At 61.5% G+C, this 12,804-nt stretch carries 9 protein-coding genes; 6 read left to right on the top strand and 3 right to left on the bottom strand.

Annotation, left to right across the window (positions count from 1 at the left end; genetic code table 11):
- The first annotated feature begins 47 nt into the window (after window positions 1-47).
- The 3 genes from V9L13_RS19780 (at window position 48) to V9L13_RS19770 (ending at window position 3,253) form a co-directional block, all read left to right on the top strand.
- A complete protein-coding gene (locus V9L13_RS19780; RefSeq protein ID WP_003229444.1) occupies window positions 48-596 on the top strand; it encodes a cupin domain-containing protein in 549 nt (182 codons plus the stop codon).
- Between the two features lie 182 nt (window positions 597-778).
- Window positions 779-1,192, top strand: coding sequence for a c-type cytochrome (locus V9L13_RS19775; RefSeq protein WP_338800322.1), 414 nt, complete (start codon window positions 779-781; stop codon window positions 1,190-1,192).
- Between the two features lie 138 nt (window positions 1,193-1,330).
- Entirely contained in the window at window positions 1,331-3,253 is a 1,923-nt protein-coding gene (locus tag V9L13_RS19770) for an acetyl-CoA hydrolase/transferase C-terminal domain-containing protein (RefSeq protein ID WP_338800321.1), read from the top strand.
- Window positions 3,254-3,382: 129 nt separating this feature from the next.
- On the opposite strand, the gene V9L13_RS19765 is transcribed toward V9L13_RS19770, so the two are convergent.
- Together V9L13_RS19765 and rep are read right to left on the bottom strand one after the other, a co-directional pair.
- The gene (locus tag V9L13_RS19765; protein WP_003229440.1) at window positions 3,383-3,955 is read right to left on the bottom strand and encodes a xanthine phosphoribosyltransferase; all 573 of its coding nucleotides are present in this window, start codon (window positions 3,953-3,955) and stop codon (window positions 3,383-3,385) included.
- A gap of 55 nt (window positions 3,956-4,010) precedes the next feature.
- Entirely contained in the window at window positions 4,011-6,020 is a 2,010-nt protein-coding gene (rep, locus tag V9L13_RS19760; protein ID WP_027610430.1) for a DNA helicase Rep, read from the bottom strand.
- A 262-nt stretch (window positions 6,021-6,282) separates the two neighbouring features.
- Here rep and V9L13_RS19755 point away from each other — a divergent pair, with 262 nt between their 5' ends.
- Entirely contained in the window at window positions 6,283-7,956 is a 1,674-nt protein-coding gene (locus V9L13_RS19755) for a bifunctional diguanylate cyclase/phosphodiesterase (protein WP_003229436.1), read from the top strand.
- A 127-nt stretch (window positions 7,957-8,083) separates the two neighbouring features.
- Here the strand turns inward: V9L13_RS19755 and V9L13_RS19750 are convergent, their stop codons facing one another.
- Window positions 8,084-9,481 carry a NorM family multidrug efflux MATE transporter gene (locus V9L13_RS19750; protein ID WP_338802885.1) on the bottom strand — a complete coding sequence of 466 codons (1,398 nt, stop codon included), beginning with the start codon at window positions 9,479-9,481 and terminating at the stop codon, window positions 8,084-8,086.
- A gap of 158 nt (window positions 9,482-9,639) precedes the next feature.
- On the opposite strand from V9L13_RS19750, the gene V9L13_RS19745 reads away from it, so the two are divergent.
- Both V9L13_RS19745 and V9L13_RS19740 read left to right on the top strand, forming a co-directional pair.
- A complete protein-coding gene (locus tag V9L13_RS19745) occupies window positions 9,640-10,560 on the top strand; it encodes a LysR substrate-binding domain-containing protein (RefSeq protein ID WP_338800320.1) in 921 nt (306 codons plus the stop codon).
- Window positions 10,561-10,748: 188 nt separating this feature from the next.
- A complete protein-coding gene (locus tag V9L13_RS19740) occupies window positions 10,749-12,725 on the top strand; it encodes a methyl-accepting chemotaxis protein (RefSeq protein WP_338800319.1) in 1,977 nt (658 codons plus the stop codon).
- Window positions 12,726-12,804: the final 79 nt, after the last annotated feature.

Raw genomic sequence — 12,804 nt, 5'->3', positions numbered from 1 at the left:
CGCCATGATAACGCTCAATATTCTTACAACATCAGGAGGCTCCCGCCTTGGACGTCGGTGAACGACTGCAATCGATCCGCAAGCTCAAAGGGCTTTCCCAGCGTGAACTCGCCAAACGCGCGGGCGTCACCAACAGCACCATTTCGATGATCGAAAAGAACAGCGTCAGCCCTTCGATCAGTTCGCTGAGGAAGGTTCTGGGCGGGATTCCCATGTCCATGGTCGAGTTCTTTTCCGAAGAAATCCTGCAGGAAAAACCGACCCAGATCGTCTACAAGGCCAACGAGCTGATCGACATTTCCGACGGCGCCGTGACCATGAAACTGGTCGGCCGCGCACACCCGAGCCGGGCCATCGCGTTCCTCAACGAAATCTACCCGCCGGGCGCCGATACCGGCGAAGAAATGCTCACCCATGAAGGCGAGGAAACCGGGATTCTGGTGGAAGGTCGTCTGGAATTGGTGGTGGGCCTGGAAACTTTTATTCTCGAAGCCGGCGACAGCTACTATTTTGAAAGTACCAAGCCGCATCGCTTCCGTAATCCGTTCGACGCGCCTGCGCGACTAATCAGCGCAGCCACGCCGGCAAATTTTTAACGATAGAGGCGCCAAGCCATGACGGCGAAGGCATCCGCAGAGTTTTTCCATCGCGCGGTATAACCCCTTCGACTATGGGGTTGTTTCAGTGTGGCGGGCTACCCGCTATACTTGCGCCCGCCTGCGAACCGTGGCCGCAGGCGTGAATAGCCACCATTGAGGGTGAACGCGTGAATCTAATTATGAAAATGCTGGCCGCACCAGCAACCGTACTGGCCCTCTGGGCTGTCAGCGCTCAAGCTGCGACGAATGACGACATTGCCAAGCGCCTCGAGCCGGTCGGCCAGGTGTGCGTTCAGGGGCAGGAATGCAAAGGAATGGAAGTCGCTGCCTCCACTGGCGGCGGCGGTGGGGCGAAGACGCCGGATGAAGTGATTGCAAAACATTGCAACGCTTGCCACGGCACGGGCCTGCTGGGCGCCCCGAAAATCGGTGACGCAGCGGCCTGGAAAGACCGTGCCGATCACCAGGGCGGCCTCGACGGCCTGCTGGCCAAAGCCATCACCGGCATCAATTCCATGCCGCCAAAAGGCACCTGCGCCGATTGCTCGGACGACGAGCTCAAGGGCGCGATCAAGAAGATGTCCGGCCTGTAACAAGGCGCGCTTCTGACGAAAAAAACCGTCTTCGGACGGTTTTTTTGTGCCTGCGATTCGCGGCTTTCGCTGTCCTTTGCAGCAAAGTCGAGGCAAGCTCGGTCTACCCCTATTCACGGAACGGGCAGGAGGCTTCAGATGGTGCAGTTGTGTTCGATCGAACAGGCAGTGGACGACGTGCTTGCACGCTTGCCGGCGCACATCCACATGGGCATGCCGCTGGGGCTGGGCAAGCCCAATCACTTCGTCAACGCGCTGTACCGGCGGATCAAGGACTTGCCCGAGCGGCAACTGACGATCTATACCGCGCTGTGCCTCGGTCGGCCGACGCTGGGTGACGGTCTGCAGAAGCGCTTCCTCGAACCCTTCGTCGAGCGCGTATTCGGCGACTACCTCGAATTCGATTTCCTTGCCGACCTGCACCGCGACAGCCTCCCCGCCAATATCCGCATCGAACAGTTTTTCATGCAGCCCGGCAGCCTGCTCAACAGCCCGCCGGCCCAGCAGGATTACGTCAGCAGCAACTACAGCCACGCCGCCCGCGATATCAATGCCGCCGGCCTCAATCTGGTGGCGCAATTGCTCGCCAGCAGCAGCGAACATCCCGATCGCCTGAGCCTGAGCTGCAACCCGGACATCACCCTCGACCTGTTGCCGATGATCGCCAAGCGCCGCGCCGCCGGGGAGACCATTCTGCTGGTCGGCCAGGTGCACACCGATCTGCCGTACATGCCCGGTGATGCCGAAGTCGATATCGACACCTTCGACCTGCTGATCGACGCGAAGGACAGCAGCACGCTGTTTTCCACGCCGAACATGCCGGTGGGCTTTCAGGATCATTTCATCGGCCTGCACGCCAGCACCCTGGTGCGCGATGGCGGCACGTTGCAGATCGGCATCGGTTCGATGGGCGACGCGCTCACGGCCGCATTGCTCGCGCGGCAGGCAGACAACGCCGGTTACCAAGCGTTGCTCAACGACATCAATCTCAGCCAGTGGGCACAGTTGATCGAGCGCGAGGGTGGTACCGCGCCATTCGCCAAAGGCCTGTATGGCTGCAGCGAAATGTTCGTCAACGGCCTGCTGGTGCTGGCCGATGCCGGGATCATCCGGCGCAAGGTCTACTCCGACGTGCACACTCAGGAGCAGGCCAACGCCGGCACCCTCGATGAGTCGGCGCAGACCGATGGCATCTCGGTGCACGGCGGCTTCTTCCTCGGCCCGCGCAGTTTCTACGAGCGCCTGCGTGAGTTGCCGCAGAGCAAGCGCCTCGAATTCAACATGACCCGCATCAGCTACATCAACGAGCTGTACGGGCAGGAAGAATTGAAGCGCTTGCAACGGCTTGATGCACGGTTCATCAACACAGTGTTCACCATGACGCTGATGGGCGCGGGCGTGGCCGATCAACTGGAAGACGGGCGGGTGCTCAGCGGTGTTGGCGGGCAATACAACTTCGTCGCCCAGGGCCATGCGCTGCACGATGCGCGTTCGATTCTGATCCTGCGCAGCTGGCGTGAGTCCGGCGGCGAGGTCAGTTCGAACATCGTCTGGGAATACGGGCATTGCACGATTCCACGGCACCTGCGCGACATCGTGGTCACCGAGTACGGCATCGCCGATCTGCGCGGCAAGACCGATGCGGTGGTGATCGAGTCGTTGCTGAACATCAGCGATTCACGCTTCCAGCCAGAACTGATCGAGCAGGCGCAGAAGGTCGGCAAACTGCCGCAGGATTTCCGTCTCGATCCGCGTTTCGCCGATAACACGCCGCAACGCTTGCAGGCGATTGCCGCAAAGCATCCGAATCTGTTTCCGGAGTATCCGCTGGGCTGTGATTTCACCGTGATCGAGCGGGATCTGCTGCGGGCGCTGAACTGGCTGAAGAGCAAGTTCAAGCTGAGCGAGATATTGGAGCTGGGCAAGGCCGCGCTGGATGCGCCGGAGGCTTCGACGTTCCCTGAACACCTTGAACGTATGCAACTGACCCACCCGGAAGGCCTGAAAGAAGACCTGTTCCAGCGCCTGCTACTCACCGGGCTGAAGGCCACCGCGAACTAACGGCCTGGCGCAAAACCAACTGTGGGAGCGGGCTTGCTCGCGAAGGCGGTGTGTCAGTCAAAGAATAGCTCGACTGACACACCGCCTTCGCGAGCAAGCCCGCTCCCACAGGGGGTAATGCGGTGTGGCTTATTCGATGAAGGTAACGACGCCATCCTTCAGCGATTTCACGCGAGCCAGCGATTCAACGCGGTAGCCCTGCGAGTCCAGTTCGGCCCGGCCGCCCTGGAACGACTTCTCGATCACGATGCCCAGACCGGCAACGGTGGCGCCAGCCTGTTTGATGATCGAGATCAACGCCTGCGAGGCCTTACCGTTGGCCAGGAAGTCGTCGATGATCAGCACGCGGTCGCTGCTGGTCAGGTGCCGTGGCGAGATGGCCACCGTGCTTTCGGTCTTTTTGGTGAACGAATAAACGGTCGCCGACAGCAGGTTTTCTGTCAGGGTCAGGGACTGTTGCTTGCGGGCGAAGATCACCGGCACGCCCAGGTTCAGACCGGTCATGATCGCCGGGGCAATGCCCGAGGCTTCGATGGTGACGATCTTGGTGATGCCCGAATCCTTGAACAGCGTGGCGAATTCGTCGCCGATCAGCTTCATCAGGGCCGGGTCGATCTGATGGTTCAGAAAGGCGTCGACTTTCAGGACCTGGTCGGAAAGCACGATGCCTTGTTCGCGGATTTTCTGGTGCAATGCTTCCATGAAGCTGTCCTCGTTCAGCGCCTGTGCGCCCTAAGCTTTAAAAAAGTGGTCAATTCTAGCGCTTTAACATCGCGCGTATATCAGCCAATGCGCTATTGCCACGCACGGCTTTGACTTCGGTCGGTGTGTCGTCGTTGCCTTCCCACGCCAGGTCGTCCGGCGGCAGCTCATCGAGGAAGCGGCTTGGCGCGCAGTCGATGATCTCGCCGTACTGCTTGCGCTTGGCGGCGAAGGTGAACGCCAGGGTCTGACGCGCGCGGGTGATGCCCACGTAGGCCAGGCGGCGTTCCTCTTCGATGGTGTCGGCTTCGATGCTGGAGCGGTGCGGGAGGATTTCCTCTTCCATGCCCATGATGAACACGTAAGGGAATTCCAGGCCCTTGGACGCATGCAGGGTCATCATCTGCACGCCTTCGGCGCCGTCCTCTTCTTCCTGCTGCCGCTCGAGCATGTCGCGCAGGACCAGTTTGCCGATGGCGTCCTCGACGGTCATCTCGCCGTCTTCGTCTTTTTCCAGGGTGTTCTTCAAGGCTTCGATCAGGAACCAGACGTTGCTCATCCGGTAGTCCGCAGCCTTGTCGCTGGAACTGTTGGTGCGCAGCCAGTTCTCGTAGTCGATGTCCATGACCATGCTGCGCAGCGCCGAGATCGGATCTTCGCCGGCACACTGCTCGCGCACTTTGTCCATGAAGCGCTTGAAGCGCGACAGGCGATCAGTGAAGCGGCTGTCCAGATGCTCGCCCAGACCGATTTCATCGGTGGCGGCGTACATCGAGATCTTGCGTTCGGTGGCGTAGTTGCCGAGTTTTTCCAGGGTGGTCGAGCCGATTTCCCGGCGCGGCACGTTGATCACGCGCAGGAAGGCGTTGTCGTCGTCCGGGTTCACGATCAGGCGGAAGTAGGCCATCAGGTCCTTCACTTCCTGACGCCCAAAGAAGCTGTTGCCGCCGCTCAGGCGGTACGGCACCTGGTGGTGCTGCAACTTCAGTTCGATCAGCTTGGCCTGGTAGTTGCCGCGATAGAGGATCGCGAAATCGCTGTACGGGCGGTCGGTGCGCAAGTGCAGGCTGAGGATTTCCATGGCCACGCGCTCGGCTTCGGCGTCCTCGTTGCGGCAGCGGATCACGCGGATCTCGTCGCCGTGGCCCATCTCGCTCCACAGCTGTTTTTCGAATTCGTGCGGGTTGTTCGAGATCAGCACGTTGGCGCAGCGCAGGATGCGGCTGGTGGACCGATAGTTCTGCTCGAGCATCACCACTTTCAGCGACGGGTAGTCATCCTTGAGCAGCATCAGGTTTTCCGGCCGTGCGCCACGCCAGGCATAGATCGACTGGTCGTCGTCGCCCACCACGGTGAACTGGTTGCGCTTGCCGATCAGCATCTTCACCAGCAGGTACTGGCTGGCGTTGGTGTCCTGGTATTCGTCGACCAGCAGGTAACGCACCTTGTTCTGCCACTTTTCGAGAATGTCGGCGTGCTCTTCGAAGAGTTTCACCGGCAGCAGGATCAGGTCGTCGAAGTCCACCGCGTTGAACGCCTTGAGCGTGCGCTGATAGTGGGTGTAGACGATGGCGGCAGTCTGTTCTTTCGGATTGCGCGCGTTTTCCAGCGCCTGGGCCGGCAGGATCAGGTCGTTTTTCCAGGCGCCGATCATGTTCTTGATCTCGTCGACGCCGTCGTCGCCTGCGTATTCCTTCTGCATGATGTCGGTCATCAGGGCTTTGACGTCGGTCTCGTCGAAGATCGAGAAACCGGGTTTGTAGCCCAGCCGCGCATGCTCCTTGCGGATGATGTTCAGGCCCAGGTTGTGGAAGGTGCAGACCGTCAGGCCGCGACCTTCGCCGGCACGCAGCAGGGTGCCGACCCGCTCCTTCATCTCGCGCGCGGCCTTGTTGGTAAAGGTCATGGCGACGATGTACTGGGCGCGGATGCCACAGTTCTGGATCAGGTGCGCGATCTTGCGGGTGATCACGCTGGTCTTGCCGGAGCCAGCGCCGGCGAGCACCAATAGAGGGCCGCCGACGTAGTTCACGGCTTCTTGCTGCCGGGGATTGAGTCGGGACATACGAAAATTCGGGAGTCGTTGACGAAATGGGCCGGCATTTTAACAGGCTCAGCGATTTGTGCTGCTCTGTCCGACTTGTGACGCACCACGCGATTCAAATTTGCCGGTTTTGTTACTTTCACGCAGGATGCGCGGTGATTTTGCGGCTAATGTACTCATTCATGACACAAAATAACGGTTTGATAACCGTTGTCATTTGGTCATTGATCATCGCAACGGCATAATGCCCCGCCCACATCATTGCAGAGTCTAGGGAGCTAGCTTGTCTACGCCTGTCGAACCCTTGCGTTTGCTGCTACTGGCCGAAGAGCCAGCGTGGACAGCGTTATTGCGCGAGTGTCTGGCTCCGATGGGGAGCGCGGCGGTGCTGATCAGCGCGCCGAGCTGGGAGTCGGTCAGCAGTCTGTTCGAAGACAACCGTCATGCGGTGTTGTTGACCGTTCCCGCGTTGCAGCCGGCCCCGGGCCGTTGCAGCCTGCCGACCGTGTTGCTGCTGGAACACGAACCGGCCACTGCGCCCGTTGGCGTCAGCGACTGGCTGGTGTTCGACGCCCTCGATGCCGGCATGCTGCGCCGTTGCCTGCGTCATGTGCGAGAGCGCGGCGTTCTCGAAAACACTCTGCAACGCCTCGCTGAACAGGATCCGCTGACCGGCATCGCCAATCGCCAGGGCTTTCAGACCCTGCTCACCGCGCGGCTGGCAGAAAACGACGGGCGCGGTCTGGCCCTCGGACATCTCGATCTCGACAACTTTCGTCATGCCAACGACGCCCTCGGGCATCAGGCCGGCGACCGGCTGATCCTGCAAGTCGTCGCCCGGCTGAAAAGTCAGCTGGAGGCCGGTGATCAACTGGCGCGCCTGGGCAGCGACGAATTTGCCCTGCTGATCGACACCCGCCGCGCGCCGCAACGCGCGGAGTGGATGGCCGAACGCATCACAGAAGCCTTGTCCGAACCCTATTGGGTCGACGGCGAAAGCCTGTTGATCGGTTCCAGTCTCGGTATCGCCCATGCCCGCGCACAAGGTGGTGCCGACCCGCTGATGTGGCACGCGCACATCGCCATGCAGCAGGCCAAGAGCACGCAGGGCTGCACCTTCCATATCTTCAACGAACGCATCAATCGCAACGCCCGGAGCATGGCCGACCTCGAAAGCGAGCTGCGCCGGGCGTTGCGTCGCGATGAGCTGGAGCTGCATTACCAGCCGCGACTGAATCTTGCAGACGGGCAGATCGTCGGCCTCGAAGCCTTGGTGCGCTGGCGCCATGGCGAGCGCGGGCTGCTGCCACCGAGCGAATTCGTGCCGCTGGCCGAGCAGAGTGGTTTGATCGTGCCGCTGGGCTACTGGGTGATTTCCCGCGCGTTGCGCGACATGCAGGCACTGCGCGAGCGCGGGCTGCCGGCGCTGCATATGGCGATCAACCTGTCGTTCCGCCAGTTTCAGGACAGCCAGTTGCTGCCGACGCTCAGCCGGCTGATTGCCGAGCGCGGGGTCGAGGCGCAGTGGCTGGAATTTGAACTCACCGAAACCGCCGTGATGCGCCGCAGCGACCTGGTCAAGCAGACCATGGACGCCCTCGGCCGCCTCGGCGTGCGTTTCTCGCTGGATGACTTCGGCACCGGGTTCTCCTCGTTCGTGCACCTCAACAGCCTGCCGATCACGCTGCTGAAGATCGACAAGAGCTTTGTCGGCGGTATGGAGCAACGCGAAGAGAACCGCAAACTGGTGCATGCGATGATCAACCTCGCGCACAACCTGCACCTGGAAGTGGTGGCCGAGGGAGTGGAGACGCCGGAGCAGCTGGATCTGCTGCGCGGGTTTGGCTGTGATCAGGTGCAGGGTTATCTGATCAGCCGGCCGTTGCCATTGGCGGAGTTGGTTGAGTACCTGACGTTTGGGGCCAGCCAGCAGTCATCACTGGAATTTGTGAGCTGAACACCATTTCCGGGTGAATGCATGACCCCTGTGGGAGCGGGCTTGCTCGCGAAGGCGCGGTGTCAGTCCAGGCATGTGCTGTCTGACCCAGCGCTTTCGCGAGCAAGCCCGCTCCCACAAGGGAATCTCAGTCTGCCTGAGCGATTGTGTACTGATCTGCTGATGCAGGCTCCAACCGAATCATCCGCTTCATCTTCCATTCAAACGCCAGGGTCAGGCTCACTGCCGCACAGGCCAGGCCCAGCGCCAGACCCCACCACACGCCCGTCGGCCCCCAGTTCAGGTGGAACGCCATCCACCACGCCGCCGGTGCGCCAATCAGCCAATAGCAACCGAGCCCGACCAGGAACGTGGTTTTCGCGTCCTTGAGCCCACGGATACAGCCCATGGCAATCGTCTGCGTGCCGTCGAACAGCTCGAACCACGCCGCCACCGCCAACAGGCTCACCGCCAGGCGAATCACCTCGGCAAACGCCGGATTGTTGTGATCGAGGAACAACCCGACCAGTTGATTCGGCAGCAGCCAGAACACCATGGCAAAACCCAGCATCACCACCGCACCGAAAACGATGCCGACCCGCCCGGACATTCGCGCATCGCTCAGTTGCCCGGCGCCATAATGCTGGCCGACGCGCATGGTGATCGCGTAGGACATCCCCGCCGGCACCATGAACGCCACCGAAACGATCTGCAGGGCGATTTGATGGGCGCCCAGTTGCGTGCTGCCCATGGTGCCCATGCACAGCGCGGCGAAGGCGAACAAGCCGACTTCCACGGCATAGGTGCCGCCAATCGGCAGGCCGAGACGCCACAGCTCTTGCAGATATTGACGATTGGGTCGCGACAGACCGGCGCGCAACGGGTAGGCGTTGTAGGCCGGATGCCGGCGAATGTGCCAGGCCAACGCCAGCGCCATGCAGTTGGCAACGATTGCCGTGACCAGACCGATGCCGGTCAGCCCCAGTTTCGGCAGGCCGAACATCCCGGTGATCAGTGCGTAATTGAGCAGGAAGTTGGCGACGGTGCCGCCGAGACTGATGACCATCACCGGGGTCGCCCGGCCAATCGCACTGGTGAAGCCGCGCAGGGCCATGAAGCTCAGGTAGCCGGGCAGGGCGAAGGGCAGGGCAATGAGGAATTGCCCGGCGGCATGGACGTTGGTTTCGGTCTGGCCGAACAGCAGCAACACCGGTTTCAGGTTCCACAGCAGCAGTGCGGCGCCGAGCGCCATCAGCCATGCCAGCCACAACCCGGCCTGGGTCAGGCGGGCCGCGCCGATGATGTCGCCCGCGCCCTTACGGATCGCCACCAGGGTACCGACCGCTGCAATCACACCGATGCAGAAGATCGACACGAACGAATAACTCGCCGCCCCCAGTCCGCCCCCGGCCAGGGCTTCGGGACTGAGGCGCGCCATCATCAAGGTGTCGGTCAGCACCATCAGCATGTGCGCCAACTGCGAGGCAATCAGCGGCCCGGCCAGCCGCAGGATGGCCCAGAGTTCGGTACGCACGGGATGCTGCATGGTCATCACCACTCATTCAAAGAGGGAACAGAGAGCCGACGATTCTCGGCGCTTGGCAGGGTTTGCACAAAGGGATAAAAAGGATGGGTGGCATGATTAAAACTCATCATGAGAAGATCCTGCCGGGTTGGTCTTAACCCGCTATAGGAGCTTTGCGAATGTCCCGTCGTCTTCCTCCGTTGTATGCCCTGCGCGCATTCGAAGCGGCGGCGCGGCACAGCTCGTTCACCCGCGCGGCCGAGGAGTTGTCGATCACCCAGAGTGCAGTCAGCCGGCACATTAAGACGCTGGAAGAGCATTTCGCCTGCAAGCTGTTTCATCGCAGCGGGCGCAACCTGCAACTGACGGAATCGGCGCGGATGCTGTTGCCTGGAATCCGCGACGGCTTCGCGGCCCTTGAGCGCGCCTGCAACACCTTGCGCGCCGAAGACGACATCCTGCGCATGAAAGCGCCGTCTACCCTGACCATGCGCTGGCTGCTGGCGCGCCTCAGCCGCTTCCGCCATCTGCAACCGGGTAACGAGGTGCAACTGACCAGCGCCTGGATGGACGTGGATTCAGTGGACTTCAACAACGAGCCGTTCGACTGCGCTGTGCTGCTCAGTGATGGGCATTTCCCGCCCGACTGGGAAGCCAGCCTGCTATTCCCGGAAGAGCTGATACCGGTGGGCGCGCCCAATCTGCTGAACGACCAGCCGTGGGATGTTGCGCGTCTGGCGTCCACCGAACTGTTGCATCCGACTCCGGATCGGCGCGACTGGCGCAGTTGGCTGGAGCACATGGGCCTGTCCGATCAGATCTCGCTCAAGGGCGGACAGGTGTTCGATACCCTCGAGCTGGGGATGATCGCCGCAGCCCGAGGCTACGGGGTGTCGATGGGCGATTTGCTGATGGTTGCCGAAGATGTGGCGCAAGGAAGACTGAGCCTGCCATGGCCGACCGCGGTCGCCAGCGGACTGAATTATTACCTGGTGTGGCCGAAAACCCGTCCGGGAGGTGAACGTTTGCGCCGCCTCAGCGACTTCCTGCAAGGCGAAGTGCGCGCCATGGCGTTGCCGCTGGTCAAGCGCTTGAGCTGAAACGTTCGAGCCCGCACAATGCCGGCCTTGCGCCATAACCCCGCTATTTACTCAAGTATTCGGTTTCACCGCCGAAAATGAGCATGTGGAACCGTCGTGCCGGTCTCCACGATTTCACCCCATTATTAGAATTTTCCGAGCAAGTGCTGCGATCAAGGAGGATCCGGTGGCTCGGCCAGGAGCTGTCCATGTCTCAACCTCGCGCCCGGATCGCCTCGCAGCTGGGCCTTGCGCTCGCTGTGATACTGGCGATTGTCATCAGCGGCAGTACGGTGTTTGCCCTGCGTTCGCTGGATACCGCCAACCTCGCCACCCGTGAAGAGCACCTCGCCAGTGAGGCGCGGCTGCTGGCCGACCAACTGAGCACCTTCCACGGCACGCTGCGCGAAAGCACCCAGCGCCTGAGCGGGCTGTTCGAGAAGCGCTTCAGCGCGGGCCTGAGCATTCACCCGGAAGAGCCGGTGACGGTTGCAGGCACTCAAACCCCGGGCCTGCACCTGGGCAGCGAAGTGTTGAACAACAACTTCAAGGAAGTTGACGAGTTCAAGCAGATGACCGCTGGCGTCGCCACGCTGTTCGTGCGCAGCGGCGAAGACTTCGTGCGGGTCAGCACCTCCCTGACCAAACAGGACGGCACGCGCGCTATCGGCACCTTGCTCGACCACGCGCATCCGGCCTACGCGAAGTTGATGGCCGGTCAGGGTTACGTCGGACGCGCCTTGCTGTTCGATCGCTCCTACATGACTCAGTACACCCCGGTGCGCGATGGCAGCGGCAAGGTGATTGCGGTGTTGTTCGTCGGTTTCGACTACACCGATGCGCAGAACGCCCAGTTCGCCAATCTCAAGCGTTTCCGTATCGGTCAGAACGGTTCGCTGGCGTTGCTGGATGAGCAAAACAAATGGCTGGTGGCGCCGGCGGGGGTGCAGGCGCTGGATCAAGCGGTGCCGGTGATCAACGGCCTGGCCAAGACCCCGGGCAAGGGTCAGTTCTGGAGCGACAGCGGCGAAGATTTCTACAGCATTGCCGTGCCGTTCGAGGGCGGCCCCTGGTCGGTGGTGGCGAGCATGCCGAAGTCCGAGATTCGCGCGGTCACCTGGAGTGTCGGCACCCAACTGGCCATCGGCAGCCTACTGGCGATGTTGATCGCGGTGGGCGCGGCGATGTGGCTGCTGCGCAGCAAGCTGCAGCCGCTGGGCGATCTGGTGCGTCAGGCCGAAGCGCTGGGCGCCGGTGATCTGAGCGTGCGCCTGAATGTGTCGAGCAACGACGAGATCGGCCAGTTGTCCCGTGCGTTCAACCAGATGAGCCAGGCGCTGTCGACCATGGTCGAGCACATCCGCCGCTCCTCGGAAGAGGTCAACAGCCGTGCGCAGGCGTTGTCCGGTTTGTCCGGTGGTGCGTACGAAGGCATGGAGCAGCAGTCCGGCGAAATCACCAGCATGGCCGGTGCGGTGGAAGAGTTCAGCGCCACCTCGTTGAACATCGCCGACAACATGGGCAACACCCAGCGTCTGGCCCAGGAAAATGCCCAGCAAACCCAGATCGGTCGCACCTCGATGCAAGAGGCGTCGTCCTCGCTGGAGCAAATTGCCGGCGCGCTGAACACTACGGCCACAGTGATCAACACCCTCGGTCAGCGCTCCCAGGAAATCGGCGGCATCGTCAGCGTCATCACCTCGATTGCCGAACAGACCAACCTGCTGGCGCTCAACGCGGCCATCGAAGCTGCGCGTGCCGGTGAACAGGGTCGTGGCTTCGCCGTGGTGGCCGATGAGGTGCGCAACCTCGCTTCGCGCACCCGTCAGGCTACCGATGAAATCTCCGGGATGATTCACAGCATCCAGCAGGAAACCGGCAACGCCATCAGCACCATGGAACAGGGCAACCTGTTGATGCAGGAAGGCCTGTCGCGCAACGCCAACGTGGCGTCGGCGCTGGCGCGGATCGATGAGCAGAGCCGTTCTGCCGGCCAGCAGTTCGCGGCGATTACCACCGCGACCCAGGAGCAGAGCAGTACCGCTACGTTGCTGAGCAGTAACCTGCAAAGCATTGCGCTGGCCAACAGTGAGCAGCGTGAGGTGGTGTCGAACCTGGCGGTGACGGCCAAGGAGCTGGAGAAACTGGCAGCGGACTTGCGTTCCGAGGTTGATCGCTTCCGTTGATGTACAGCTGAAATAGCTATCGCGAGCAGGCTCACTCCTACAGGTATATCGGTTGGTCGCAATGTTTGTGATCACTGAA

This window comes from Pseudomonas sp. RSB 5.4 (assembly GCF_037126175.1).
In the GTDB taxonomy this organism is placed as follows: domain Bacteria; phylum Pseudomonadota; class Gammaproteobacteria; order Pseudomonadales; family Pseudomonadaceae; genus Aquipseudomonas; species Aquipseudomonas fluorescens_H.
This window is presented reverse-complemented; position numbering and strand designations above follow the sequence as displayed.